Source organism: Nocardia sp. NBC_01327 (genome assembly GCF_035958815.1).
Classification (GTDB): domain Bacteria; phylum Actinomycetota; class Actinomycetes; order Mycobacteriales; family Mycobacteriaceae; genus Nocardia.
Genome location: NZ_CP108383.1, coordinates 7,166,906 through 7,192,301, shown reverse-complemented (window position 1 = coordinate 7,192,301; position 25,396 = coordinate 7,166,906). Strand labels below are relative to the sequence as shown.

Genomic DNA, 25,396 nt, shown 5'->3' with positions numbered 1-25,396 from the left:
AGCTTGCCCGAAGGATGGGGTGTGCGGGTCGAAGCCGGTCGCGGTTCGGCCGAAGCCGACCAAGCTGCCATGGGATAACGTCGTGCGACTGAGTCAGCTCGGAGTCGTTGGACTGGTACAGATTCGCTCGCGGCCTGCCCGAATGGTGCGAGCCGCGCCTGATAGGCGGATACCGATTTCTGGCCGTTAGTTCCAAGAATCGAAACAAATCAATCGAAGTATTCGACGACACCCAGCCGTGATATGTCAGGCGCATCACCTGAGGGGTTCCACGCTTCGACGACTATGTCGGATGTATGGTCAACCCGACAGACCTTGTGAATAATCTCCACGACCCCCGCTGCGGCGAGCTCGTATTTCTCAAAAGCGCTGGGCCAGGTCAATTTATACTTCCAAATAATGACGCTACCATCATTGGATGCATCCCATAGGTTTGGAGAAATAATCGACTGCGCCTCATGTGTGATAATCATAGCATTTTCATTGAGAACTATCTCACAACTCAATTGATAGTCAACGAGAGTGAACCGGACTACTCCACTCGCGATAACTAGCTCAAGTCGTCCATCCTCCGGCATCAACCACAAGGTAGCAGCCAGCGCGGAAATATAGTCATTCCATTCCAATGGGCCACTGAGTGGCCCATTCTCAACTTCATCTCCGCTCTCGTCTGGTTCAAGAAGTTCATCCAGATCGTCGTCCCCGTCGTCGTCCTGGCGATCCCACCATGCTTGGTACGTGGGGTTCACAACGTCTATTTGAAGAAATCGGCTGCCAGCCGCCAAGACGATTGCTGCATGCGGTAGATACCAAGCGATCTCGGGTTGATAGCCCGGGCTACGCCTTGTGGGCTCTCCAAGTTCGATATCGATCAGCGCCGATAGCTCTGCGAATTTATCTACAAGAAAAATATCGATGTCTGGCATGTCCGGATCCAATAGATCGGTCACGTAGACGGAGACTTGGAGAATTTGTTGCTGACTCTTGCCATGTCGCTTCAGGAAAGCCGGATCATATGTCACATGCGAGATGGAAGGATTCACGCCAAGCGTCGTGCGAAGGATGGCGCCGTACTCATCACGCGACTGAATGTCCCAGCTTGCACGCTTGCAAAAGCTCTTGACATCTTTCTTTGTCCAAGACCACTCAAAACCCGCTGCGAGGGTTATGACTCGGACACCACCGTCGATGTCAGCGTGCATGTGGCGATACTACTTTCCGTGGGTGGACACCGTCGGTCTCACGGGCTCGATTCAACGTACCCCGCCCTTGAACGCACTGTCATGCCGCGACCCGGGCGTTCGGTACGGGCCGCGACCTCGATCGTCTTGACACCGCAGGGTTGTGTTCTCGACTCGGCCTGTCGGTGGCGGCGAGTAAGACTCAGCAGGTTCGACGCAGGGTGTTATCGGGGCGAGTGGAGTAGTTGTGGGTGCGCGGAACCAGGCTCGATGGACGAAACAGATCATCGCCCGACTAACCGAGGCGATGGAGCCAGAAGGCTATGCGATCTGTGCACTACCCCAGAGGTGGCCCGCGACTGGAAGGCTTTTGTGGACGGAGATCTACTTCGCTCCGACGACGGGGGTCATCCCCAGGATGACCTCGACCGTCGATGCTCACATCGAGCGACACCGTGACGGCGGCCTTCGTCTGGAAGGTACTGCGAGGATCGGATCACCGGCCGTCGAGGAGGTCCTGCGCGACATGCCCGGTGATGGCCTGAGTTACGGCGACATCAATCGTGGACGCTTCGATTTGTTGGACGTTTCGCCGAAGCCGCTGGTGATGTCGATTGATTTCGATGCCGGGCTCGACGTGGCGGTAGCGCAGTACATGAGCTTCGTCCGCGGTCCTGTGCGTGAGTGGTTCGCCAAACGATCCACCTTCCCCGCTCTGCTGCAGTCGGCACGTGAGCCGACAATCGCGCCGTGGGAAACGAATCCGGACCCGACGCTGCTACGTGGGACCGTCGTGCTGTGCGTGCTGGACGGACGAGTAGAGGATGCCGCGGCGTTGATGCGGTGGTATCTGCAGCGAGACCAATTCCACCGGTGGGACTCCCTCGAGTACGCATGTGCGTTCGACGACGCAATGCGGAAACGGTTTACTGGCTACGACGCCGCGAGATCCAACCAGCCTTAGCGTGTGAGAACGATTCTGTGCAAACTCACGGTCATGCCGCGACCCGGGCGTTAGTCGGCCGTCCAGACGGGTTGGCCGACAGCGCTTCCGGGTCCGCGGTAATGCCGATGGCAGGGCGGTGCTAGTGCCGCAGTGCGTCAATCCCCGGTCCGGTCATCCGCTAGAGGACGGTATCCACGAGCGATGTCGCACCCGAAGGTATCGGTAACGTCGCTGCGACGAGTGCCGCCGCTAGCGGACACGGCAGATAGATGACAAACCGCCAGGAAAGTACGGTCATCCACAGATCGCGCTCGTGACATATCGCCGCGTAGACCTCCCCGAGTACGGTCACGACGAGCAAACCGGCGAATCCTCCCAACAGGGACAACAACACCATCCGTGACCTGGCTTGATATCTCGCACCCCAGCCCCTGCTGATCGATACGCGCTCAGCCAATTCCGCTCCGCTGGCAATCAAAACCGCAGGCAGCCCGGGGAACCAGAGGAGCCACAAGATGCTGTATGGAAGGAGGAGGGTCAACTTGCCTATCTCGGGGTCGGTGATCCAGATTGATCCGTACAGCACAGCAAAGGGCGCTGCAAAATGAATGAGGCTCCGGGTGGTGCGAGCGTTTGCGTCGGACATCATCGTCCTCGTCCTCCCTACTCGACCAGCCCGCTCGACTGGTCCATCCGTCCACAGTGCCGACGCGGTGAAACAGGCAGTGCGGTAACGAATCTCGCCTCTATCGTGGTCACATGCCCCCTCCGAGGCAACGCGAAACCGATAGATTGTGATCAGGCGCATCCACCCGCGCCCCAGTGGTGACCAGCCCATCCCCGGCCAGATCGGGCGGCTGGCGTAGCCCCTGCTGAATAGAGCACGCGTTGGGTGAGTGAAGTATCCGATAGTGCCGCGACCCGCGCGTCCCGAAGAGGCCGCGCGGGCCCGCCGAAAATCAACGGGTAGAGCGTCATTCGGCTGCGGGCGATGACCCATAATACCGAGTTGCGTGCGTTGAACCGGCCGCCAGACGAGAGGACTTGATGATCATGGAAGCAGCTCTGCGGGCACCCTCAACTCCTCCAGCGCGTAGAGATCCATGATCTCGGCGGTGTCGTCCCGGATACACGTCGCTGCGATCGTGTCGATCAGGTCGTCGTAGTCGGGGCCGGTTTCGCCGTTGTAGGACGCCGTCATTCGACCCCACTCATCCCAGGGAAGCATCTCGAACTTGTTCAGCGCGGCAAGGTCTTTGATCGCATTGCCCCTGATCTCGGCCGGTCCCCAATTCTCCGTTCCGTAGACGCCGAATGTCGCGGCGTCGAGGTGACCGTCTCGGAACGCGACCCAGGCCTCGCCGCCACTGAGGAATTCACCAGCGTCGAGATCCTCCGGATGCTCCAGGATGCCTTGCCCCAAGATCTCGGAATCGATGCGAACCCAGCGACCATGAGTCTTGTCTCGGTACTCGGTGATCCAGTGGTCGACCCCTTGACCAGGCTGGAAGTAGGTGGCGAAGCCACACCGCACTCGGGAAGCAAAGCCGCGATGGCGCAGTAGCGCGCAGCTGATCACGGCGAAATGACGGCACGTTCCGATGACTCGACGAGACCGGTCGCGGGCGACGTCGAGTGGGGCAGGGTCCAACTCCAGCAGCGCCGCGATAAGACGATCGGCGTGCCGAATCTGGTTCTCGCCGAATCGCTCCGCGGACAACCCCAGAACCTGCGCCTCGTGTGGCTGGATGACCAGGGTCGATGCCAGCCGACAGATCTCGACCACCTCGGTGGGGACCGATCCGAACACAATCGGGTCGATACCGTCCAAGTTCGTCAGCAAGCTCGCGGTGACATAGTCCAGCAACTCCTTCATGCTTCGAAAGCCTAAGCATTCCAACTGAAAACGTCGCCATATCGAGGCCGCCCCCTGTTCCCTCGACGCACTATCATGGCGCATACCGCGCTGATCTGAGGGGCTGAGTGTGGTGTCACCAGAACGGGTGGGCTGGGCATGCAGGACAGGGGAATACGTAGCGATGGCGGCGTCAGTGCGAGTGTTGTTCGGGATCGGCAGGGGGCTGCGCCAGCTGACGGGTCACGCTGATCAGAGCTTCGAGCTCGGTCCGGGGGAAGGGATGGCCCCATTGGTCCAGGTATCCGCGGAAACCGTAGTCCCGCAGGACGTCGCGGAAGCAGATGCACACCGATGCGGCGAGCGCCCAGACGTTTTGACGGCTGCGCCACAGTTGGATTCCTGACGAGTCGGGCAGATCGTAGTTGGCCACTTCGAGCAGCCGGATGTCGATCTCGTTGCCCTGGCGACGAAACAGCCACCGGTAGACGGTCGGCTCGGCCTCGAACTCGGCGCGGGCCTCGGGAAGGCCACGCACGATGTCGGTGACTGCTCGCAGAAGGTATTGCGGAGCGCCAGTGACGTAGGAAGCGACCGCGGTTGCCTCGATGTTCTCGTCGGACACGCGAACATTCGCCCATCCGAAGTGTTCCAGCTGCCAGTGGATGGACATGCTCATCGTCGGTGCCTCCTAGTTCGAAGATCGGAGACACGCTCCACGAACGCACTATTTTGCCGCGTGCCGCGCTGACCGAACCGGCCAGCGCGGTACGCGGAAGATCAACTGGCCGTGCTGATCCGAGGCCGGCCGGATGCACCATACTGCCGAATATCGTGCGATTGCGGTTTCCCGGGCGCCGTGGTGCGGGCATCCGGTTAGATTGACTACCGACTGGGAGGGGTTCTGGTGGGCGATCTTTTCAGGGGTACTGCGTGGCATTATGCGCGGTACAGGCCGGGCTACCCGCGGGAGTTCGTCGATGAGATCATCCGCACCTTCGACCTCGACGGCAGTGGCCGCATACTCGATTTAGGTTGTGGCACTGGCCAATTAACCGTGCCCCTGGCCATGAGCGCGGGCGAGGCAGTCGGTGTGGACCCTGAGTCGGAGATGTTGATCGAGGCCGCAGCATACGCAGCCTCAGCCGGCGTCACGAACGCGATCTGGGTAGAAGGTAGTTCAGCGAAGCTGCCTACCGACCTGGGGCGATTTGAGGTAGTCACCATGGGCCGTTCGTTCCATTGGATGGAGCGCGAGCAGGTACTCGCCGTTCTCGACAAGCTCGTCAAGGAGGCCGGTGGCCTGGTGATCGCCAACGACAGTTGTCTCGTGCGTCCGGTCACGGACTGGCAGCAGAGGATCGAAGAGATCCAAAACCGTTTCGTGCCAACAAATGAGCAGCGACGACCGAGGTTCTCTGACGACTACCTTCCACACGAGGAGATACTGCGTCGTTCGGCCTTCCCGAAGGTCGATCGACGAGTATACGAATTCCAGCGGGAGTGGACGGTGGCGCAGGCCATCGGCTACCTGTATTCCACCTCGATGCCACTGCGGCGACTGTTGAGCGACCGCGACGCCTTCGAACGGGAGATCACTCACGCACTGACTCCTCTCGCGGCTGACGGGCGACTTTTCGAACCGGTGAGTCTTGAAGTCTTTATCGCAACCAGACGTTGAGCGAGCATCCGGTCATGCCTGCGGGCTCAGGCGGTCATCGCAACCGCGTGGAAGATCAACGGGTCTCCTCGGGTGCCTCGGCGCGCTTGGCCGCCGTGATCACCGCTTCGGGCTCTGTTCTGACCCTGCGGCCGCCGCCTCTGGCCCAGGCGCTGATCAGGGCGCTCTGTTCCGGATAGCCACGCCGCACGCTTTCAGCACTCATTCCGTGTGCGGTGAAAAGCCGCGAGAGCTCTTCGAACTGCGGCGGCGTCACGAAGGCCAGGTAGTAGTCTTCGCCGGAAGCCAGCGACGCCAGGACGGTACCGAGGGCAAGGGCGTGCTCACCGATCTCTTCGAGGAACGCTTTGATGTAGCCGACTCGCTGGTCGTCGGCATGGTCGGCGTCGAGGGCGCCGACCCAATCCCAGGGCAGCGCCGTGGGATAGGAGTTCAGCGATGCCAACTGCTCGCGGACAGATTGAGGATCCTGGTCGGGCGAGATGACCGCCATACCCGCGATCCCGTCCAGAGATTCGGCGCGGCTAACCCATTCAGCGGCACCTGGGATGAGATGTGCCAGTCGTTGCGCCATGATGGACCGCACGCTGAACTCGAAATCCGATTCCCTTACATCCGCGTAGCCGCGGTAGATACCGTTTGTGTCAACCCTGTTCGCGAAGTCCTCCCAGTCCAGGTTCGCGTCGTTGATGTTGGTGTCCACGCTCGACAGCTCGGCGGGCACGACCCGGAACGGCTTGTGGTCGCCTCGGTCGTAGTCCTGGGGTGGCAGGACCCAGACCGCCAGGATGGGATGCTCGGGGTCGGTGAGGGTGATCTCGTCGGCGAGGAAGGACACGATCGCCCCGCCCAGATGCTTCGCCTTCAGCGCTTCTGGGCTCAGGCCTTCACACTCCGGGTCGTTGACCAGGGTCGTATAGGCGAGGGATCCCTCCTTTCCAGGCGTGAGGACCTCTCGGACCAGAGAACCCCACGCGCGGTCGTCACCGAACCACGTGCGGACGAGGACCGATTTGTTTGGTAGGTCTGCCATGGGCGAACCATAGAGGCTGGGGCCGACACACTCCGGTGCCAGTTCCTGCCGAGCCCAATCGATCTCGACCCGCAAACAATCGAAAGATCAACCAGCAGTAGCCATCTGGTGCCGGTCGAACGCACGTTACTGCCGATGAGCGCTCTATGCCTGCGAGTGAAATCGCGGTACGAGACGGGCGATTGAACGAATTTGTCACCGTATTTGTCCCTACTGCCAGGTACGGAAGGTCCGTTCCGTCGGGGGTTTGTCATATGCGCGCATGTGGTGCTGCTCGGGGCTGGTTTGCCTGGGAGTGGCGGTGGTGCAACGCCTTGCCGGTTCGAAAGCTTCTGTGACAGTCGTCAATCCGCGGCCGGAGTTCGGCGTCGCGGTCCATATCGATCCGCGAACCGGGGGTCGGGCTCGCGGACGGTGCCGGGCTAATGATCATGTAGATTTCGGTGTTCGCATTAGTGGTTTGGAGCGTGGCATGGGGATTGGCGACGGGTGGCGGGGTCAGCGGAGCATGGCGCGCGACGCGCAGGAGATGTGGCCGAGTGTGGCCGCAGAGTCGTGGCAGTGGTTCGCCGAGGAACTGACGTGGCTGCTCTTTACGCTGCCGGCCTCCGGACGGGTGGCGTTGGACGGCAACAACATTCGGTATGCCCGGTTCGGCTGGAGTCATGACGGTTTGCGATGTGAACTGGTCAGCGGCTCGCGTCAATTTTCTCCCCAGGGCTGCGACTTCCTCCGGGCGAACGGATGGACGGCCCCCACGGCTGATCACCCCGAGACCTGGGCCCAGCTCTTGTCGTGGCCGATCCGACACGATGCATACAACAGCCTGGTGAACGCAGTGACGGCGGTGCTCCGCAGCGAATTCGGGTTGGGGCTCGCCGTCGAAACCGCAGCCGTGGGCTGGGTCGACGGTACAGATGAAGAGCTCGACACCGGCGGACTGGCGGGCTTGCTCAGTCGCGAAGATTTGAACGAGCAAGGGCCGCAGCGAATCAGCGAGTTTCTCCAGGCGCGCCGCGCAGACATCGCCGCCAAGGTCACGTTCGCGAGGCAGACGCACGAAGCACGTATGGACGCAGCCCTGCGCTACTGCACCCACCAGGGGTATCAGGTTCTGTCCGGCGGTGACAAGACCTGGCCGGTGCGTGATCGGACCGCCGACATCATCGCCCTCGCCGAACCCGATTTGCTGGTGGTGATCGATGTGTATCTCGACATCGAGTCGATGGCGGACTATCCGTCGTTGCAGGTGGATGCCGCCGAGATGGAATACGGGCAACTGTTCGCCATAGTCGAGGCTGATCCCGATCTTGCCGCACGACGGCCCGACGTGCGGGAAGGCGTGGCGGCGGGCCGAATTCAGGTTCAGTACGTGCGCATGAATATCGACGAAGACTGGGACTGTCAGGTCGCGACGTATCCGCCCGCCTGCGCCGCCGGGTCGGAGACGCCGGACGGCCCGTGGTACCCGCTGCTGAAGCCCGCCGACTGGGAACAACGCCACCGGATTACCCATTGGGCCACCACGGCGGGCACCGTCCCGATCATCGTGCTTGCCGTCGACACCGACTCCGGCTACCAGGTGGAGGGTTTCGGCGACGACGTCGACAGCGATGCGCTGCTAGCCGAAGCGATGGCGAATCTTGCTGCCCTGGAATACGACTGGGAGGTGTCGGAACTCCACAGCCTTCCGATCGCCACGTCCTCCGGTGAGGACTTCTCGGCCGAGAAGGTACTCGACCCGCAGCACATGCTCCTTGCCCATCAGGCTTTGGGTACGGACAAACTCTTGGTCGCCGTCCCGCGTCGAACCTGCCTGATGGCAGTTCCTTTCGACCTCGAGCCGCAACAGATCATGCTTTTCCAGCACCTTGTCCGGGCCACCTATGAAGACGATTCCTACGGCAACGCCCCCATCACGAGTGGCGCCTACATCGTCGAAAACGGTCGTGCGAAGAGTTTCTTGGCGAACTTGTAATGCCGCATCCCGCGTGATTGGAAGCGGCCAGCGCAGGGAATCGAAACATCAAGTGGCGGTGGGTTGTCCAGGCCAGCTGGACACAAAATAGTGCCGAACATCGTATGCCGCCGGTAGACGATAAGGGGTGAAACAGCCTCTGCCTGTGAGGAACTCAGAATTCGTGTGACGAATAGGTGGGTGTAGGAGATGAATTCGGGATCGGTCTCGGTCGGATCAGTGCGGACCGAGGTCCAGTGGCCGGCTGGCGGAGTGCCACTGTGCGTGGCCGTTGGGGCTCGCGGGCGCGGCGCATTTGTCGTTCGGCGAACCAACGGTTGCGGCTCTGACCTCCGTAGGATCCCGATCAAGATCAATGTGAAACACTCCGCGACGTGTACGAATCTGAGAGACAACCGCGCGGTGTGAACCAGGCTGTGAACGACTGGCACGATCTGGACGCCCCAACCCGGGCCGCGCTGCTGCGGGGTGAGCCCGCCACCGATCCCGAGACCGACCGGATCGTGAGGGCTTACGCCGCACCGATGTTGAAACGCGTACGGATTCGGCTGGGTGTGATCGGTACCCTCGGAGCCCTGGTCGTGGGTCCGCTCCTGGGATACCTCGCCGTGCTCGCGCATATGACGCTCGTCGAGGTGCTGCCGGTGTTCATCGCGATCTGGATCGGATGGGCGATTGTTGTGACTCGGCGCAAACGCCCGTTCGTGCGTCTCCTGAAAGTCAGCCATCGCACACCACCGGAGCCGGTCGTGCCAGGATCATCCGAGCATCTGTAGATCGGGCCGGCGAACCGAGGTGTGCCTCGGAGGTTGGTGCACCGGTCGCAGACTGGCACTGAACCGCGGTCGCTGATAACCAACGATTGACGGCCCTTCTCGCGGGCAACCCGACATCCGCTACAGCCGCGACCCGCGCGTTTGTCGGCCGCTCAAACTGGTTGGCCGACAGCGCTTCCCAGCGCACGCACATGCCGAGTGCATCCGGGCAGGCTCCGCTACCTGACCCGATGTTCATGCTGACCTCGGCTTGCCCGAACGACGACCGCTACAGTCCATGATCGTGGACCTGCCTCGGGAAGTGCCGATATCGCCAACGATCTTTCGATCTTCGTGGGTACGTTGGGCAGAGATGGTGGTGTGGGGTCTGGTAGCGATTGCGGTCGGCTGGTTGCTATTCGTGACGACGACCACCAGCAGCAATCGGGCGCCGACGTTCCCCGTGGTGTGTGCGATTGGTTCGGGAGTTCTTTCTGTTCTCCTCGGACTGCACCACTTCATCCGTCGCTCACCCGATGTGACAGTCGACGATCAGGGGATGACGCTGAGCCCATTCGGCCGAATCCCGTGGGCGGGGATATCTCGCATCCATCTGATCACGTCCCATTCGAGGAGGCATCTATCCGTCGAACTAGTCGAGCCAAAGCCGAAGCTCACCGAAAGTGCTTGGCCCAGATGGATTTACGGCCCGCTGGGCAAGTTCTGGATCGGATACCCGCTTACCCTCTCGGAGCGCTGGCTACGCCCAACATCACTGGACGACATCGCCGATGAGCTACACAGGCGAAACCCTGGCCTGGTCATCACAAGATCTGAACGGAAGGGCTTCTGAACTACTTCGGTAAGTGCCCGATCCGCGGGCATCCGGCTCGTGCGTGGCACATCACCGCAGAATTCGATCACAACCGGGTCGAGTGCGGCGGCCGGTGTGGCTGGAAGAACCCCGTGCGGTCGTTGCGATGACCGACGGACCCCGCACCGATCCGGGCGGATTCGGTGCGGAGCAATCCATCGAGTGACATTGTCTATCAGCGGAATTCGCTGATGACGCGGCCGAGTGAGGTCAGATTTTCCCCGATGCCCATGGTGACGAAGTAGGTGATGCCATAGGTGTCGCGGTAGTGGCGCAGCGTGTTCGCGATATCGGTGGCGGCGCCGTGGACGACGCCGGGCAGGCACAGGATTTCCTCATCGGACAGGCCGGGGTGGATTCGTCGGAGCAGGGACAGATCGATGTCGTCGACCCCGCCGATATGGACCATCGGCAGGACAAGGGACAGTTCGATATCGGCGATACGATCGCCGGCCACGCGGCGGATGAGCTCGATCCGCCCGGCGAGTGGATCGGGTTGTTCGGGGGTGGCGCTCGTGCTGAGGGAGATATTGATGATGTCGGCATGTCGCGCCGCCACGGTGAGCAGCCGGTCGCCCTGACCGGCGATCATCACCGGCACCCGGTGCCCGGCCTCGCTCAGTGCCTTGCTGACCTCGCTCACCGTTTGCTCGAGCTGCTCGACCCGCTGGCGTGCGCTCGGGAACTGCAGCCCGGCAGCCTCGAACTCCTCGGCGACATACCCCGCGCCGAGACCGAGTTCGAAACGCCCGTCGGTGAGTTCGTGCAATCCGGCGACATCTCGGGCCAGCAGCGCGGGCCGGTAGAAACCGGTATTGAGAACGAACGTGCCCAACTTCGCGCGGCTGGTGACCGCCGCGACGGATACCAGCGCGGGGAGCGGTGTGAGCCTGCCGAGATGGTCGGGGGCAAGTAGAACGTCGTACCCCAGCTCCTCGGCATGCCGCGCGGTCCTCTGCCACGCCTCACGGCCCCCGGTCGAACTCAGGTTGACGCCGAACCGAATATCCTTGGTACTCATTGCAATCCTTTGCGATGCGGATGATCTACGGGTCGCGTCGGTCGCTGTTGTCAGCCCAGCGGTGAATGCAGCGGCTGTAGTTGTTCGGACAGGGCGTCTTCCGCCCCGGTCCCGCGCGCGGCGAGGTAGCCGTCCGGGCGAATGAGAATCAGTTCGCCCGGCTCGGGGGTGTAGACGCGCTCGAATTCGCCGTCGCCGTCGAACATTCCGTCGCCGGGGGTGGTGGTGATCCGGTACGCGCGCAGATCGGCCGATTCGATGCTGTCGACGAGAGTCATTGAGCTGCCGTCGATATCGAAGGCCAGGAGGGTCCACTGCGGACCACGGGTGAGGTCGAACAGGTCGACAGCGCCGCCGGGACCGCGCAGACCGGTAATGTTCGGCGCCCGGTCGCCGGCGATCGGGTGGCCCGCAGCGCGTGAGGCCGACTCGTCGCCGTAGCGGATGCCGAGGCCCGTGGTCAGCTCGGCGTCGGCGAGCTCGGCCATCGCGGCGGCCACTTCACCCATATCGCCATTCGCGCCGTCGACCACGCGGTCCAGCCGCTCGGTGCTCAGTTCCAGTACCGTCCGGGCTACGGGGATGCGTTCCGCGGCATAGCTTTCCAGCAATTCGTCGGGCGCACCCGCGATGACCGCGCCCAACTTCCAGCCGAGGTTGTAGGCGTCCTGAATGCCGGTGTTCATGCCCTGTCCGCCGGCGGGCGAATGCACATGCGCGGCATCGCCGGCGAGCAGCACCCGACCGCGACGATAGTCGGACACCATGCGCACATTCACGCGATAGATCGACAACCAGGTCGCGCGGGTCAGCGTGATACCGGCGTTCCGGTCGTCGAGCAGTTGCTGGTAGAGCTCGAGGGACGGCTCGGCCGGTTCCGCATCGTCCGGGATACGGTTCTGGAGCTGCCAGATATCGCTGTGGGGGAGCGGCGTGAGGACGAGCATTCCGGCGCTGGAGGTCCAGACGTGGATGCGGTCGCGGGGCAGGCCGTCGACGGTGACATCACCGAGGTACCAGCGCTCGTACTCGCGGGTCTCGCCCTCCAGCGGGAGACCGATCAGACGGCGGATCGTGCTCTTGCCGCCATCGGTGCCCACGGCATAGCGCGCGCAGATTGTGCGCTCGCCCGCCGCGGTCCGCACGGTCACCGAGACTCGGTCCGAATCCTGCACCAGACCAATGGCTTCCGCGCCGTACTCCACCGCACCGCCGAGTTCGTGGAGCCGCTCGCGCAGCGCGTGCTCCACATCGAACTGCCCGATCCAGAGCATGTCGAGGTAGGGGGTGCGGAAGTCGGCCCTGGCCGGGACCGTGACCGGCGGCCGATCCGCGACGCCGCCGGACGGATCGTGAAAGCGCACAGGCAGATTCGCGACGCCGTACCGCACGACATGGTCGACGGCGCCGAGATCGTCGAGCACCTCCAGGGACCGCGACTGAATCCCCTTGGCCTTGGACGCACGACTGGCAGCCGCATCCCGCTCGATGAGATGGCAGGCGACGCCACGGCGGGCGAGATCGCACGCCAGCGTGAGTCCCACCGGGCCGGCGCCGATGACGAGCACTTCGGTCATGATCGCGTCGTGTGTGTTCACAACTTCCTCCACGAGCATCTTTAGATGCGGATCCGCATCTTGTTGAGCCGAGAGTAGCCCCGGCTGATAAGATGCGCAAGTGCATCCTAGTAACCCTCAATCACTCCAACGCCGCCGCGGCGCGGTCCTGGAGGAAGCGCTGCTCGACGCCGCCTGGGCCGTACTGCGCGAGCACGGATACGCCGGATTCACCCTCGAAGCTGTCGCCGGCCGGGCGGGCACCAGCCGCCCGGTGCTCGCGCGCCGCTGGAGCAGTCGCCGCGAACTGCTGCACGCCACCATCACGCATGCGAGTGCTCGGCGACCGATCGCGACGCCACAAACCGGAACCCTGCGCGGGGATCTCATCGCATTGCTGGGTGAGGTCAATAACTCCCGCATCGATCTCGCCACGGTGATGGGCGTCCAACTCGGCGGCTACTACCAGGAAACCGGCGAGACCCTCGCCGACCTCCGCGAAATCTCGCTCCGTGGCCAGAAGGCGGTCCTCGACGACATCCTGGCGGCGGCCATCGAACGCGGCGAGATCGACCCCGCCAAACTCACCCCCAGGCTGCGAACCCTCCCCGCGGACCTACTCCGCCACCATGTCTTCATGACGCTGCAACCCATGCCGGACGCAGACATCGAAGACATCATCGACAGCATCTTCCTCCCCTTGATCCGACCCACACCATAAGCCGCCGAGGAGCATTCGAGGCGTGGCCGACATTCGAGGCTCTCACTAGCCGCATGCCGCGCTGTTCGAACCGGCCGGCGCAGTGGCGGAAGATCAAGTGGCCGTGCCGAATTGCGTTTCCTCCAAATGCGCTCAGCGTGGTGAACTGGTGACCATGATGAGAAGCATTCGTCGGCGCGATGACGGTGCCCAGGTCCAGGATGCGCATCCACAGGCATTTCCCTATGACCTGCCGTGGATCACCGTCGGCAACTACATGAACCATCCGAAGCTGGCCCCACGTCGATTTCTGGCCGGTTGACTGCAGCGACGCGGCATCGATTGGATGCCGTTCGATACGAGCGAATTCAGTGTGAACCGTTTGCCGGGAGACCACGGCGGACCAGCGTTGCCGCCGTTTGGGTTCGAGATCGAGATCAGCGCGGAGGCACTGCGCCGGGTCGGACTACATCCCCGACAGCGAATGGGGTTCGACGTTGCCGGAATTCCTTGTGGCCCAAGCCAGCTCGGGCACCGAGACTGGGCGCGGACCGAGGTGACCGTGTCTCGCTGGCTGTGGTGCGGCGCTGACCAGTCGCCATGGGGTGTCTTCGACCAGTGGTGTCTGACCGACAGGCCCATGGCTGGTTGGCAGGCAACGGTTCTAGACAGCCAGTCTGTTGAATGGTTTGTCTGATCTGTCCAGCCGTCGGCGCGAATATCTGGTAATGCCGCGTATTGCGCTGGCTGAATCGGCCAGGGCGGTGTGGCGGAAGATCAACTGGCAGTGTCCATCTGAGGCCGACGGAACGTCCTCAACTACCGAATTTGGGATATCTACGACCGATGAATCCGCTGGCGGGTGGTGCTCTGGTCAGGCCTGATCGTGCGAGTTGAGGTGAAATCGATCCGGCGGCGGTGGCAGGCATGCCGCAGAGCGGTAGACCGCCGCAGCGTGACTGCCGCTGGTCCAGCTCGCGAGGACATCTGCTGCGGACTCGAAGGCCTCAGTGAATGATTCAGCGTTCCCGGCCAGCCAGGATTGGGCACGAATCCCATGCGTCGAGTGCTCGTGATCGCACCAGCAGTCGACCGCGATTGAGACTTCTACCGTGACACGTGGTCGTTCTTCGCGCATCACCGATAGATCGAAGTCAACCGGGTCACGTTCGGGCGTGACGTATTGAATCGTTGTGCCGAACAGGTGGTGCTCGTGTTCACCGGTCATGCTGAGGGAGATTGGCTTTGGCCGGCTCAATGAGCGATCCCGCGCCACTCGGTGAGCGATAGGGGTGGCATACAGTGCGGTGGGCTGCCTGATGCTGCTGTCGGTGCGCTGGCCCTGGTTGGAGTTCCCGGCGTTCTTCGGTCTCGCCGCAGCGGTGGTGCTGACGAGGCGGCGTGGACGCCGGAACCAAGGACCGCAGCTACGGGGTCACCCACATCCCCACACCAGTCGCCACCGCGCACCCCGACGGCACCCGGCTTGCCATCGCGCAGCCCGACCACATAGCAATCCTGGACCTAGAGCCATAACCCGTCACTGGCGCGGGAACTGCTCCGCCGTCATTCTCCGCACCCTACTGCCGACTTCTGCCGCAGGGTGCACGGTTCGAAGCGGATAAGCGGTAGGGCTGGAAGATCAACGCGCCGAGATCATCTCCGTCGGACAAACACACTGATTTGCCGATTACTCTGCGATCAGAGCAAGTGTGGTTCGTCGTCGACGGCGACGCTGTCGAGGTCCGAGGCGAAGGACATGGCCGACTGGTGGTTTCAATGAGTTCGTTCTGGGCCTGGATGCGGGTCGGAGCGGCCGCGTGGCGGCTCGATCCTTTGGAGTCCTCGCAGTCGAGGCATAGCCCCCGCTCGCTCGTGGGATCGCAGGAAGCACCCTGAGGAATCGCATGTCACGGGAAGTAGCATCCGAGCATGCATGTCGACACACGTGGTGCCATCGAAATCGCGCGACTCGGAGCGCGTTTCGATTGGCGATGGACTTTGGAGGATGTCGCAAGATTCTGCGCGGCCGTCGGCTGGCATGCGAGCGAACAATGGGACGTGTTCGGTCGCTTCGTCACGAACCTGAGTATCGACGATCCCACGGCTCGATTTTCGGTATACGAAGGTGAGCTAGACCACCCCCTTATTCCCGGGGAAACCGTTGAGTACCTGCTCGCATGCGTTACCGATACGGTCGACGATGATGATCCGGCGTTACCGCACATAGTGATCGATGCATTCGCGGAGCTGAGTCACAAACTATCGTCGTTTACGCTGGGGCCGCCCTCGTCTTACAGGCCCGGTGAAATGCCTTGTGTGAGTTGGGAATTTCCAGCAGTTGTCGCGACATTGCTGTCGCTACGCGAGTTTTTGGTGTTGAAGTTCGAGAACCCAGCGTATCGGGAGTGGATCGACCAGCTCGACGAGGATGACCATGACGGTCCCGAGTTGGAAATACTGGATCCCGGCACGAGCTGGTCGAGTTTCTCTGCGACTCTTTCGAAGACATTGGTTGATCTACCTTCGGAAGCCGTGATCAATGTGAGCAGCAGCAACCTGAGATTCCTACAAATTGCGTACTGGCATCGAGAGGCCGACGGTCAGTCAGCGGATGGCTTCGAATTGCGCTGCAACATCGACGCAGATCCGTCCGCTGACGGAAGACACCTGAATCGTCCTGAAATAGCAGCAGGCCTGGCAAGTTCCGGTTGGCAAAGGATCGAGAATCGGCACGGAAACTTCTGGCGGCTCCAGATCGATTGGCCGGCACGCTACGACGACATATGCGCCGTTGTCGAAAAAATTGGCGTGGCGCTACGAGATTATTTCAACATCGAGAGCCCGTCTCAACTCCAGTTGGAATTGATCTATTAGCGGACAACGCCTCGAGAAGAACGCACTGTCGTGCCGCTGATCGTTCGGTTCGAAGCGGTCATGTGGCCGGGCGGTAGCGTCGATAACGCGGTGGGCTCAAAGGTCATCTGCGCTGCTCGGCCGAATACTCACGACAGCACCGGCCGCGCGAAGCGGGCGCGCAAGAGACTCCATCTCTACCAGAGTCCCTCGAAGTCCAATGCGCAGAAGCTCATCGGCCATGGCCCGCGCTTGCGACAGGGAGAGCGGCCGGACCTGGCGTAGTACGCGCATCACCGCGGCTGGCGTGGCACTTCCGGCCCCGAGATCAAGCACACTGGCGCCGTTGGCCGCCAGAATCGCCGCGCGAACGCTCGCCGGCGGTGGCTCGAAATCACACTCGTACCACTCATTTCCGCAGTTCGGGCAGGTTCCGTGCAGGTCCCACTGATGTCTTCCACCCGTGAGAACCTCGACCACGGTCGCATCGGCCGGTGCTCCACACTGGATGCAGTCCTTCGCGTAGGGAGCAGACTCGATCACGGTGTCCATAGGCCGAACCTAGATCGGGAACCGGTCGGACGCCAACCATCCGCAAATGCCGAGACCCGAGCGTTGGGTATTCGTCCAGATCTCTTGGTCTGCACGGCTTCTCGACGCACGCACATGGACCTGATCCCGGCCGGGATCAGGTCCTGACACTAGTGTCTTAAGTAGCCGATTCCAGAGTGTTTGGACACCGTGCATGCGAGTTCGAAAGCGCCGACGTCATATTCCCTGACGCGGGGCAATCAGGCCAGAACGGGGTAGTTGGCGCGGATGACCGTGTGGGGGTCGCGACTGTGTTTGATTGCGCGTAAGCGGGTCAATGTGGCGGGCGGGAAAGCGCGTGCCGCGGTGTCTCCCGGAGTGAGAAATGTGAACGGCGACCGGTCGGCCAAGACCGGGCGCAGAGCATCGCGGTACTGCTGTCGCCGGGCCTGGATCGCCGCTTTGGATTCCGGCGTGGTGACCATTCCGATTGCGATGAGGCAGTAGGCAGCCGTCAGCTGCCCGGCTGCGCTGTCGGACGGTCCGGAAAACGCGCCGCCGAGGTGCCGGATCTCCATCGCGAGCAACGGTGTTATCGGCTGTAGCAGCGCGTCGGCGGTGCGGTCGTCGATACCGCTCAGTAGCTCCGAAACAAACATTTCCGGACTGGGATCGATTGGCTCGGAAGCGATTCCGCCGAGGTCGGCGATCGCCACCATGCGGCGGGTGTCTTGGATCGTGCCCGGAATCGAGTCGAACCGTGACAGCAATGCCCGCCCGCTGGCCTCGTCGCCCAGATAAGCGACCATGACGCTGGTGAGCGGAGTGGGCGATCCCGGAGGCTGAAACTGCTGAAACCACACCGTCAATTCATCGGGCGCGTTCGCGGTCACGTCCCGGAAGGCCGCCATGACCGCGGGCGCGACGGTCCCCGGCCACACCATTGTCCCGCCGAAAACCGCTGGTGCCGGGTGCAGATCGAACTCGACCGCGGTGACGAGGGCGAAATCGCCACCGCCGCCGCGCATTGCCCAGAACAGGTCCGGGTCGGAGGTGGCGGTGATCCGGTCGGGGTGACCGTCGGGGTCGACAATGTCGAAAGCGGTGACGCTATCGGCAGCCCACCCATGTTTGCGCCCGAACCAGCTCAATCCACCGCCGAGACAGAACCCGGTCACGTTGACCACCGCTGAACTGCCCGCCAGCCCGGTCAATCCGTGTGGTCCGGCTTCGGCGAGTACGCGACCCCATGGCACGCCAGCGCCGACGCGTGCGGTGCGCGCGGCGGGGTCTACCTGGACTGTGTCGAGTTTGCTTGTGCGCACGAGGATTACGCCGTTGAGGTCGTTGCTGGCGCCGTGACCGTTGGGTTGGACCGACAGTGTCAGTCCGGCGCGGCGGGCGTAGCGCACCAGCGCGGTGGCATCCTCGGCGTCGGCGAGCTCCACCACCGCGCGTACCTGCTGCGTGATGGCGGTACTCCACGGCCGGCTCGCCCCCGCGAACCCCGGGTCTTCCGGCAGCGACACCTGGCCTCGCACGATCGCGTGCAGATCATCGCTGACCGCTGTCGACGCATGTGTCGTGACAAGATCGCCGATCGCCCAGGCCGACGCGCCGACGACGCCCACACCTGCCGCGCCGATGAACGTTCGGCGACTGATTCCCTTGCTCAATTCCCCACCGCCCCAAACTTTCCGCTGGCAGCGGCCAACGTCAAGGACCTGGTCCGAGTCCGACGGCGGGCAGCCGGGGAAACCGCAGCTGACATGACTACCTCCATAAACTACACGCTATGTGTAGAAACTAAACTACACACGGCGTGCACATCCTGCACGTGCTCACTCCATATCGCACGAACATTCGGAGGCGGACGTGACCGACCCGCAGAACGCCAGAGGCCGCCGCACGGTCGGCGCCCTGTTGGCGGCAACCCGCGACATCATCGAGAACGACGGCATGCCCGCGTTGACAATGGCGGCCGTCGCCGAGCGCGCGGGCGTCACTCGACGAGCCGTCTACCTGCATTTCGCAACGCGGACCGATCTCGTCATGGCTCTCTATCGCAGCCTCGGTGAGACCGACGACCTCGCGGAATCGCTGCAGGCCGTGTGGGACACCCCCGACGCCGTGTCGGGTCTGCGTGAATGGGCCGCGCACCTGGTGCGATCACACCTGCGAATCCTGGCGGTGCTACGCGCTCTGGAGCAGGCCCAGCACACCGACCTGGATGCGGCGGCGTTGTGGCGGACCACCCAGGGGAATTGGCTCAAGGGCAGCCGCCGCGTCGTGGAACGGCTGGCGGGGGAGGGGAAACTCGCCCCGCACCTGTCCGTTGACGCCGCGACCGACCTGCTGTGGGCGCTCATGTCGCTCGACCTGCTCGACCGTCTCGCTCACCAACGACGTTGGTCGAACAAACGACTGACGGAACAGCTCACCGCCATGTTCATCGCCACCTTTGTCGCACCGTCGTGAGAGAGGTGGCAGTCGACCGGCGCTGACATTCCCTAGGCGCCTATCGCAGATGGAATTCGATCCATTCAGGGCAAACGCACTATCTTGCCGCTGGTCGCGCTGACCCAACCGGACAGCGCGCCGCGGCGAAAGAGTAACTGGCCGTTACGATTCGACGCTGCGGAACGCGCCATCAGGCCGATGCGCACGCACCGCATCTCCGCTGCCGCCAGGTTCACTGCGGAATGCCGATCGAGCCGGAGCGTCGCGCGGTATGTGCCGATCGGCTTCGGTGCGACGACCGGGTGTCTCGGATCACCCGTCGGTGAGGCGTTGGATGGTGGCGCTCAGCCAGGCCTGGAGTTCAGCAGGGTCGCCGAGTTCTGAACGCAGAACCCGTCGACGAGTCGATACGCCCAGCACGAAGGCGTCGATCGCCGCGGCTCGCGCGCGGGCGTCGGCGTCGTCCAGGCCGCCGTCGCGCAGGTAGCGGTACAGCGGCTCCAGCGAGTTGGTATCGAGGAACGCGGCGAGCGCCTCCGCCGCTTCGGGGCGTTCGCCGGACGCGCGTTGCAGCACGAGCAGTGGATCCTCTTCGGGCGCACCGAACCAGCGCTCGACGATGCTCGCCGCGAGGCGCGAACCCAGCTCGGAACGGTCGCCGTCGAAGGAATTCGAGACCGGGATCTCCACCCGCGTCGCCGCCAAGAAGACGCCCTCCTTGCCGCCGAAGTAGCGGGTGATGAGATTGGGGGAGACGCCGGCCGCATCGGCAACCCCCTTGACCGTGGTCGCCGCGTATCCGTTCTGCGCGAACTGGCGTTGCGCATGCTCCAGGATGCGCTGTTTGGTGGCTGCCGCGTTTCGCAAAGTCATGTGTACAAGCATACACATTGATGTGTACGCTGATACACATGATCGATGACCTACGGGAACGACTCCGGCGGACGCGACGTGTCACGACGCCGTGGAGTGCCGACGAGACGCGGGGCATCACCGGAACTCGCCTCGACGAACTGCTCGAACGCTGGGCAAACGGATACGACTGGAGCGTGCACGAGCGCCGCATCGCTGAGTTGCCGTGGGTAACAGTGCAAGCGGGCGATGCTGAGCTCCGGGTGATCCACCGGCGGTCCGTGTCACCCGGTGCCCCGGTCGTCGTACTACTGCACGGCTGGCCCGACTCGGTGCTGCGGTTCGAGCGCGTCCTGCCGTTGCTCGCGGACATGAACGTGGTGGTTCCCGCGCTGCCGGGCTTCCCGTTCGCGGCCCCGCTCGAAGGTTCAGGCATGTCGGTCAACCGGATCGCCGAGATCGTCGCGGACGCACTGGCCGAGCTCGGTTACGCACGCTATACGCTGTCCGGCGGCGACGTAGGTGGCACCGTCGCGGAAATTCTTGCGGCACAACACCCGGACCGGGTTGCCGCCCTGCACCTCACGAACATCGCCCCACTTCGGGCGCTCACGGCGGATCGCGCGGTGCTCGCGCCCGACGCGGTGGCCTACCTCGACCGGGGGGCGCACTGGTTCCGGTCGGAGGGTGGATATATCGCCGAACAGTCGACGCGGCCGAACACTCTCGCCGTCGCGCTCGGCGACTCACCCGCGGGCCTCGCGGCCTGGATCGTCGAGAAACTGGAGTCCTGGTCCGACGCTTCGGCTTTCACCGAGGATGAACTGCTCACCTGGGTCACCGCCTACTGGGCCACCGGCGCGATCGGCACCTCGTTCGCCAACTACGTCGAACCGGCCACTCTCCCCGGCCGGATCGACACGCCGACAGTGCTTTCCGTCTTCCCGCGCGATATCAAACCGGAGCCTCGAAGCTACGCCGAGGCGTTCCTGAACATCTGCGATTACGTGGAACACCCTGCGGGCGGCCACTTCGCAGCGTGGGAACAGCCCGAGGCGTACGCGGCCGACCTACGTCGAGCGGTCCAGCTGGGCGAGTGAAACTCCGCCGAAACCCATTGGCGCGCAGTGCGGCCGGGTGGTCTGCTCAGGTGAGGTAGACGGCCACGCCGATTGCTGCGGCACACGCGAGGGCCAATACCTGCAGAGTGCGGTCACCCAGCACGATCTCTTCGGGTTCACCGGCCTGAGCCCCATCGACGTCGACCGCATATCGCAGGATGCAGATCGTGAAGGGAATCATCGAGATTGCGAACCACGGGTTGTCCTTGTGATCAGCCTCGAACGCCCACAGCCCGTAGAAGACTACGACCGCCGTACCTGACAGCGTCCAGACGAAACGCAGATAGGTGGGTGTGTAGTACTGCAGCGACTTGCGGATCTTGGCTCCGGTGTCGAGGGCGATCTTCAACTCGGCGTAGCGCTTGCCCGCGGCCATGAACAGCGAGCCGAAGGCCGCGATGAGCAGAAACCATTGCGACAGAACAATATCGGCCGCCGCACCACCGGCGACCGCGCGCAGGAGGAACCCCGACGACACGATGCAGATGTCGAGTACCGCCTGATGCTTGAGCGCGAAGCAGTATGCGAGCTGGATTCCGACGTAGGCCGCCATCACCACGGCCAGCTGCCACGTCGCCACGAACGACAGGAGGATCGAGCCGATCAACAGCACCACCGACAGCGCATAGGCGAGATTCACCGGAACCACACCAGCGGCGATCGGCCGGAAGCGTTTGGTCGGATGAGCCCGGTCGGCCTCGATGTCGAGGGAGTCGTTGACCAGGTAGATGCCCGAGGCTGCCAGGCAGAACACCACGAACGCGATGCCGATGTGCAGGTCGCGGGTGAGGTCGGAGATGGCCAAGGTGTCGGTGCCCGGAATCGTCCCCGCGGCCAGCGGCGCCGCCAATACCAGAACGTTCTTCACCCATTGACGTGGCCGCACAGCCTTGGTCAGGCCGCCGGCCAGGGTCTTGGGCGGTCCGGTGAGGACGGCCTCGTCGAGTTCGATGGTGGTCGGCTCTTCGCTCATCACAACGTGACTGCTTCCTGTGGCGGCGGACGAATCTCTCTCAGCGGCTGGCACTTTGCTTCGACGGCACCACGGTTGTGACGACCGCAACACCTCCGCCGACATACTCGCAGAGACCCGCTCGTATGTCTCGGGTCAATCTTTCTCGCTCAGATGTATCACCACGTGAATCGCTCGGGGTGATTCTTGGCTTCGCTCTGGACCTTTGAGAGCTGCGCGGCAAACAGCTTGGTATATCCGCACTGTAGGCACAGCACTGCGTGCAAATTCGACAGCGGCGGCCCCCATTGCACGCGACCATTCGGGTGTATTCCCACCTGACCGCCCACACCGAGGTTTCCGACCTGCTGGCCGCCGCACAACTCACACCGGGGATGGCGTTGCGCCCGAGCTCCGGTGTCTAGAGGTTCGGGCAGCGCCTGCTCAGGAGTCGGATCTGTCATGTTCGAGATCATTCCCGACGAATGCGTAGCGCGCCTGCCGAACGAGCACTGCAACGGCGAGCTCGGCAGGCCGGATCATCGCTGACATCCTGTGGCTACCGACTGAGCGCTGCGAACCGGTTGCGACCGCACCCATGCCAACGTGCACACCGTGATCGAGATGTCCCGCTAGCAGCATCTGCGGACGTCTCGTTACTCGGTTGACCTGCGGGACCGTCGTCGGCGGTACGTGTAAGACCCCGCCATCACGATCACGATCAGCACACCCCATCCGGGCGCGATGAGTGCAGCCATCGAGATCACATCCAGGCCGACGGCGATCTCAGCGATTGGGATCACTACTAGTAACAACGCGCCAGCCCACAGGCTTACGGACGAAATCGCCTGCGCGGCCGAGAAATAGGCGAAGGAAAAGAATCCAGTGGCACGAGACAGTGCAGTGCGAACCCACTGCGGAGATCGCACCAAATCAGACATGATCGACAGAACCATTGAGACACCTCAGGGACGTGCACCACGGCAGGTATACCGACACTTGTCAGAGTCGTTGCAGGACAGCAGGTACGGAAGCGAGTGCGGCCGGCGCCGATCCCTCAGAGGGGCAGTCGGAGAAGGTCTACGCCGCCGCGATACTCAGACCTGGAGCGCGCGCTCGCACCTGCCCGGCGGCGTCGGGGTCGCTGTGCCTGTACGAGGTTGTTGTCAGGGCGTCGTCACGTTCTTTGATCCGCGAGTAGCCCGTGGATCGTGTCGAACGACTGATCAGCGCGGCCGCGATCGCCACCACTACTACGACAACGGCCGCAGCCATCGCATGGGCCGCGCTCCCGACTGTGACCGGCAGCATGAACAGCAGAATCGAGGCAGTGAGGAACTTCAGGACCAGAGCCTGGTCGCTGAAATCTATGGGCACACAACAAATGCTACAGAATCCGCAGAGTCGCTCGACAGTGTGATGCTGCTCCAGGGGACGCCCTCGCAGTCTCTGGCTGGCCCGCTGAACGCACTCATCCGCCGCGACTCGCGCGTTTCGATCCGACCAGCGCGAGTGTGTGGAAGATCAACGGACAGCAGAGGTCTGGTGCCGGCCGAACGCGCCGAATGGAGTCCACTAGGGCGTGTCTTCCAAGAGCTCGAGCCACTCGCGGTGGCCGGTTATGGCGTGCGAACATCCGGTTCCGGCCGGATCACGTCGCTCGGCCCAGTGTGTCGGTGCGGCACGGTAACGTGCTTTACGTTCGATGGAGAGTTTGGGGAGTTTGCGATGGGGTTTACTTCGAATTGGTTGTTGTTCCGCGGGTTGACGCCGGAAGCGGTGTATGACGCGCTGGACGTACAGCCGAGTGGGATTCGCACGGATTGGCCGCAGGTGCCGCTGGCCGGGGCCGCATTCGCGGACGGTTCTTTTCTGGTGGTGGAGAGCTCGTCCGAGGAAAGTCCCGAGGGCACTTGGGATTTAGCAACTTTGTCACGTGATTGTGAAGTTATTGCCGCCGGAGAGATCGACGGGGTCGGCCACAGCGAAGTCGCGGTGTGGCGGCACGGCCGAAAGGTCTGGAGCGTGACTTCACCCTATGAGGAAGATTCGCCCACGCTTGTCGGTGATGTGCCTGCGGATGTCGTCGCGGGATTGCAATACGTTCGGACGCAAGCCATGGCGGACGAGGGCTGGGACCCGGACGACACCATCGACTACTTCAACCCGATCCTGAATCTGGCTGAGCACCTGACGGGCTACGTCTGCGGTAACGGTGCGCAGAGTTCAGGATTGGAGCACTTCGAGATCCTCGAATCGACCGGTGAAGCGCACCTCGCGGCGACGTTTCCGGCCGCGTTGACGGAAGCCTTGGCTGCTAGAGGTTTTCGCCTGGAATATCCAGCTGACGATCGCAAAAAAGGTTATATCGTCGACGTCTACTCCGCGGAGAGCACGCTTCCTGGGCTGACGACCGCGGTGGAGATAACCCTGGAACGTGGCCGATACGGGGGCATCGTAGTCGGCGGTGGAGTGTCGATCCGGTCGGCATCAGCAGCCGAGCTCAACGCGGGGCTACCTGAGGAGGCCTTGGCCGAGGGTTGGGCATCAGCCGACCCCGGACAGATCGAGACGTCACCCTTCGATCGGTCCCCACATCCCGCCTACTGGGACACCTACTGCATGCGCGGAGTCGACGACATTGAGCTTGGGGTGCAATGGGTTTCGAAGTATCTCGACGGTCCGATGGCTGTGTGGTTCGCCGAGCGCGACAGCGTCGAGAAACTTGCCGTCCATGCGAAACGACCGAATTGGATAAGCAAAATTTTCCACCCGGTAAAGTTCCGCGCCACTGTCGGATTCTTCGTGGCGCACGGTCATTTCGAGCAGGCGGCGGAACTTGTCGAGTGGTACTTGAAGCGCGGCGAGTACAACTCTGATTCGTTCGAGCGCGCCACAGCATTCGACACGGCGTTGCGCGAGCGCTTTCCGGATTACGCAGCGGAACGGAGAGGCTAGTCGAGTGGTCGATTGAAAGGCTCGGCTATGTCGGGATACCAGGGACCATGGTCATGATCGCGCCTGGGTTTTCGATCTCGGTGCCT

Annotated in this window: 26 protein-coding genes; 12 read left to right on the top strand and 14 right to left on the bottom strand. The window is 62.8% G+C overall.

Annotated features, from left to right (window positions below; genetic code table 11):
- Positions 1-209: 209 nt before the first annotated feature.
- The gene (locus OG326_RS33235) at positions 210-1,202 is read right to left on the bottom strand and encodes a DUF6301 family protein (protein WP_327141083.1); all 993 of its coding nucleotides are present in this window, start codon (positions 1,200-1,202) and stop codon (positions 210-212) included.
- A gap of 397 nt (positions 1,203-1,599) precedes the next feature.
- Between OG326_RS33235 and OG326_RS33230 the strand changes: the two genes are divergently transcribed.
- Positions 1,600-2,145, top strand: coding sequence for a hypothetical protein (locus OG326_RS33230; RefSeq protein ID WP_327141082.1), 546 nt, complete (start codon positions 1,600-1,602; stop codon positions 2,143-2,145).
- Between the two features lie 160 nt (positions 2,146-2,305).
- Here OG326_RS33230 and OG326_RS33225 read toward each other — a convergent pair whose 3' ends face one another.
- The 3 genes from OG326_RS33225 to OG326_RS33215 form a co-directional block, all read right to left on the bottom strand.
- Positions 2,306-2,776, bottom strand: a complete 471-nt coding sequence (locus tag OG326_RS33225) for a hypothetical protein (protein WP_327141081.1) — start codon at positions 2,774-2,776, stop codon at positions 2,306-2,308.
- 402 nt (positions 2,777-3,178) lie between these two features.
- Complete coding sequence (locus tag OG326_RS33220; protein WP_327141080.1) at positions 3,179-4,087, bottom strand: transglutaminase domain-containing protein; 909 nt, start codon at positions 4,085-4,087, stop codon at positions 3,179-3,181.
- Positions 4,088-4,175: 88 nt separating this feature from the next.
- Positions 4,176-4,661, bottom strand: coding sequence for a hypothetical protein (locus OG326_RS33215; protein WP_327141079.1), 486 nt, complete (start codon positions 4,659-4,661; stop codon positions 4,176-4,178).
- Positions 4,662-4,889: 228 nt separating this feature from the next.
- Between OG326_RS33215 and OG326_RS33210 the strand changes: the two genes are divergently transcribed.
- Complete coding sequence (locus tag OG326_RS33210) at positions 4,890-5,663, top strand: class I SAM-dependent methyltransferase (RefSeq protein WP_327141078.1); 774 nt, start codon at positions 4,890-4,892, stop codon at positions 5,661-5,663.
- A 55-nt stretch (positions 5,664-5,718) separates the two neighbouring features.
- Here the strand turns inward: OG326_RS33210 and OG326_RS33205 are convergent, their stop codons facing one another.
- On the bottom strand, positions 5,719-6,771 hold the full coding sequence (locus OG326_RS33205) for a DUF6630 family protein (protein WP_327141077.1): 1,053 nt from the start codon (positions 6,769-6,771) through the stop codon (positions 5,719-5,721).
- A 433-nt stretch (positions 6,772-7,204) separates the two neighbouring features.
- On the opposite strand from OG326_RS33205, the gene OG326_RS33200 reads away from it, so the two are divergent.
- The 3 genes from OG326_RS33200 to OG326_RS33190 all read left to right on the top strand — a co-directional run bounded on the left by OG326_RS33200 (position 7,205) and on the right by OG326_RS33190 (position 10,282).
- Complete coding sequence (locus tag OG326_RS33200) at positions 7,205-8,674, top strand: TY-Chap domain-containing protein (protein ID WP_327141076.1); 1,470 nt, start codon at positions 7,205-7,207, stop codon at positions 8,672-8,674.
- 374 nt (positions 8,675-9,048) lie between these two features.
- Positions 9,049-9,450, top strand: coding sequence for a hypothetical protein (locus tag OG326_RS33195; RefSeq protein WP_327141075.1), 402 nt, complete (start codon positions 9,049-9,051; stop codon positions 9,448-9,450).
- A 283-nt stretch (positions 9,451-9,733) separates the two neighbouring features.
- A complete protein-coding gene (locus tag OG326_RS33190; protein WP_327141074.1) occupies positions 9,734-10,282 on the top strand; it encodes a hypothetical protein in 549 nt (182 codons plus the stop codon).
- A 196-nt stretch (positions 10,283-10,478) separates the two neighbouring features.
- On the opposite strand, the gene OG326_RS33185 is transcribed toward OG326_RS33190, so the two are convergent.
- The gene (locus OG326_RS33185; protein WP_327141073.1) at positions 10,479-11,324 is read right to left on the bottom strand and encodes a TIGR03621 family F420-dependent LLM class oxidoreductase; all 846 of its coding nucleotides are present in this window, start codon (positions 11,322-11,324) and stop codon (positions 10,479-10,481) included.
- A gap of 50 nt (positions 11,325-11,374) precedes the next feature.
- Positions 11,375-12,922: an FAD-dependent oxidoreductase gene (locus tag OG326_RS33180; protein WP_327141072.1), complete on the bottom strand. Its 1,548-nt coding sequence runs from the start codon at positions 12,920-12,922 to the stop codon at positions 11,375-11,377.
- A gap of 79 nt (positions 12,923-13,001) precedes the next feature.
- Between OG326_RS33180 and OG326_RS33175 the strand changes: the two genes are divergently transcribed.
- Together OG326_RS33175 and OG326_RS33170 are read left to right on the top strand one after the other, a co-directional pair.
- Entirely contained in the window at positions 13,002-13,601 is a 600-nt protein-coding gene (locus OG326_RS33175) for a TetR/AcrR family transcriptional regulator (RefSeq protein WP_327141071.1), read from the top strand.
- A 97-nt stretch (positions 13,602-13,698) separates the two neighbouring features.
- The gene (locus tag OG326_RS33170; RefSeq protein WP_327141070.1) at positions 13,699-13,902 is read left to right on the top strand and encodes a hypothetical protein; all 204 of its coding nucleotides are present in this window, start codon (positions 13,699-13,701) and stop codon (positions 13,900-13,902) included.
- A 552-nt stretch (positions 13,903-14,454) separates the two neighbouring features.
- Here the strand turns inward: OG326_RS33170 and OG326_RS33165 are convergent.
- On the bottom strand, positions 14,455-14,808 hold the full coding sequence (locus OG326_RS33165) for a hypothetical protein (protein ID WP_327141069.1): 354 nt from the start codon (positions 14,806-14,808) through the stop codon (positions 14,455-14,457).
- 173 nt (positions 14,809-14,981) lie between these two features.
- On the opposite strand from OG326_RS33165, the gene OG326_RS33160 reads away from it, so the two are divergent.
- Together OG326_RS33160 and OG326_RS33155 are read left to right on the top strand one after the other, a co-directional pair.
- The gene (locus tag OG326_RS33160; protein ID WP_327141068.1) at positions 14,982-15,116 is read left to right on the top strand and encodes a hypothetical protein; all 135 of its coding nucleotides are present in this window, start codon (positions 14,982-14,984) and stop codon (positions 15,114-15,116) included.
- Between the two features lie 396 nt (positions 15,117-15,512).
- Positions 15,513-16,457, top strand: coding sequence for a DUF6301 family protein (locus tag OG326_RS33155; protein WP_327141067.1), 945 nt, complete (start codon positions 15,513-15,515; stop codon positions 16,455-16,457).
- A gap of 96 nt (positions 16,458-16,553) precedes the next feature.
- Here OG326_RS33155 and OG326_RS33150 read toward each other — a convergent pair whose 3' ends face one another.
- Together OG326_RS33150 and OG326_RS33145 are read right to left on the bottom strand one after the other, a co-directional pair.
- Positions 16,554-16,988: a hypothetical protein gene (locus OG326_RS33150; RefSeq protein ID WP_327141066.1), complete on the bottom strand. Its 435-nt coding sequence runs from the start codon at positions 16,986-16,988 to the stop codon at positions 16,554-16,556.
- A gap of 239 nt (positions 16,989-17,227) precedes the next feature.
- Positions 17,228-18,643 carry an FAD-binding oxidoreductase gene (locus OG326_RS33145; protein ID WP_327141065.1) on the bottom strand — a complete coding sequence of 472 codons (1,416 nt, stop codon included), beginning with the start codon at positions 18,641-18,643 and terminating at the stop codon, positions 17,228-17,230.
- 199 nt (positions 18,644-18,842) lie between these two features.
- On the opposite strand from OG326_RS33145, the gene OG326_RS33140 reads away from it, so the two are divergent.
- Positions 18,843-19,445 (top strand): TetR/AcrR family transcriptional regulator, encoded by a 603-nt coding sequence (locus tag OG326_RS33140; protein WP_327141064.1) that lies wholly within the window; start codon positions 18,843-18,845, stop codon positions 19,443-19,445.
- Between the two features lie 294 nt (positions 19,446-19,739).
- On the opposite strand, the gene OG326_RS33135 is transcribed toward OG326_RS33140, so the two are convergent.
- The gene (locus OG326_RS33135) at positions 19,740-20,300 is read right to left on the bottom strand and encodes a TetR/AcrR family transcriptional regulator (protein WP_327141063.1); all 561 of its coding nucleotides are present in this window, start codon (positions 20,298-20,300) and stop codon (positions 19,740-19,742) included.
- Positions 20,301-20,338: 38 nt separating this feature from the next.
- Here OG326_RS33135 and OG326_RS33130 point away from each other — a divergent pair, with 38 nt between their 5' ends.
- The gene (locus tag OG326_RS33130; RefSeq protein ID WP_327141062.1) at positions 20,339-21,379 is read left to right on the top strand and encodes an epoxide hydrolase family protein; all 1,041 of its coding nucleotides are present in this window, start codon (positions 20,339-20,341) and stop codon (positions 21,377-21,379) included.
- A 46-nt stretch (positions 21,380-21,425) separates the two neighbouring features.
- On the opposite strand, the gene OG326_RS33125 is transcribed toward OG326_RS33130, so the two are convergent.
- The 3 genes from OG326_RS33125 to OG326_RS33115 form a co-directional block, all read right to left on the bottom strand.
- Positions 21,426-22,373 carry a decaprenyl-phosphate phosphoribosyltransferase gene (locus OG326_RS33125; RefSeq protein WP_327141061.1) on the bottom strand — a complete coding sequence of 316 codons (948 nt, stop codon included), beginning with the start codon at positions 22,371-22,373 and terminating at the stop codon, positions 21,426-21,428.
- A 635-nt stretch (positions 22,374-23,008) separates the two neighbouring features.
- Entirely contained in the window at positions 23,009-23,308 is a 300-nt protein-coding gene (locus tag OG326_RS33120) for a hypothetical protein (protein ID WP_327141060.1), read from the bottom strand.
- Between the two features lie 124 nt (positions 23,309-23,432).
- Positions 23,433-23,729, bottom strand: a complete 297-nt coding sequence (locus OG326_RS33115; protein WP_327141059.1) for a DUF6412 domain-containing protein — start codon at positions 23,727-23,729, stop codon at positions 23,433-23,435.
- Positions 23,730-24,080: 351 nt separating this feature from the next.
- On the opposite strand from OG326_RS33115, the gene OG326_RS33110 reads away from it, so the two are divergent.
- Positions 24,081-25,310 (top strand): hypothetical protein, encoded by a 1,230-nt coding sequence (locus OG326_RS33110; protein WP_327141058.1) that lies wholly within the window; start codon positions 24,081-24,083, stop codon positions 25,308-25,310.
- Positions 25,311-25,396: the final 86 nt, after the last annotated feature.

What these genes read in the sequence shown, in the direction of transcription:
- OG326_RS33135 (WP_327141063.1), bottom strand. Translation starts at nt 20,300, where the DNA reads ATGACTTTGCGAAACGCGGCAGCCACCAAACAGCGCATCCTGGAGCAT.
- OG326_RS33155 (WP_327141067.1), top strand. Translation starts at nt 15,513, where the DNA reads ATGCATGTCGACACACGTGGTGCCATCGAAATCGCGCGACTCGGAGCG.
- OG326_RS33130 (WP_327141062.1), top strand. Translation starts at nt 20,339, where the DNA reads ATGATCGATGACCTACGGGAACGACTCCGGCGGACGCGACGTGTCACG.
- OG326_RS33150 (WP_327141066.1), bottom strand. Translation starts at nt 16,988, where the DNA reads ATGGACACCGTGATCGAGTCTGCTCCCTACGCGAAGGACTGCATCCAG.
- OG326_RS33120 (WP_327141060.1), bottom strand. Translation starts at nt 23,308, where the DNA reads ATGGTTCTGTCGATCATGTCTGATTTGGTGCGATCTCCGCAGTGGGTT.
- OG326_RS33200 (WP_327141076.1), top strand. Translation starts at nt 7,205, where the DNA reads ATGGCGCGCGACGCGCAGGAGATGTGGCCGAGTGTGGCCGCAGAGTCG.
- OG326_RS33125 (WP_327141061.1), bottom strand. Translation starts at nt 22,373, where the DNA reads ATGAGCGAAGAGCCGACCACCATCGAACTCGACGAGGCCGTCCTCACC.
- OG326_RS33235 (WP_327141083.1), bottom strand. Translation starts at nt 1,202, where the DNA reads ATGCACGCTGACATCGACGGTGGTGTCCGAGTCATAACCCTCGCAGCG.
- OG326_RS33230 (WP_327141082.1), top strand. Translation starts at nt 1,600, where the DNA reads ATGACCTCGACCGTCGATGCTCACATCGAGCGACACCGTGACGGCGGC.
- OG326_RS33185 (WP_327141073.1), bottom strand. Translation starts at nt 11,324, where the DNA reads ATGAGTACCAAGGATATTCGGTTCGGCGTCAACCTGAGTTCGACCGGG.
- OG326_RS33110 (WP_327141058.1), top strand. Translation starts at nt 24,081, where the DNA reads ATGGGGTTTACTTCGAATTGGTTGTTGTTCCGCGGGTTGACGCCGGAA.
- OG326_RS33225 (WP_327141081.1), bottom strand. Translation starts at nt 2,776, where the DNA reads ATGATGTCCGACGCAAACGCTCGCACCACCCGGAGCCTCATTCATTTT.
- OG326_RS33165 (WP_327141069.1), bottom strand. Translation starts at nt 14,808, where the DNA reads ATGACCGGTGAACACGAGCACCACCTGTTCGGCACAACGATTCAATAC.
- OG326_RS33215 (WP_327141079.1), bottom strand. Translation starts at nt 4,661, where the DNA reads ATGAGCATGTCCATCCACTGGCAGCTGGAACACTTCGGATGGGCGAAT.
- OG326_RS33220 (WP_327141080.1), bottom strand. Translation starts at nt 4,087, where the DNA reads ATGCGCCATGATAGTGCGTCGAGGGAACAGGGGGCGGCCTCGATATGG.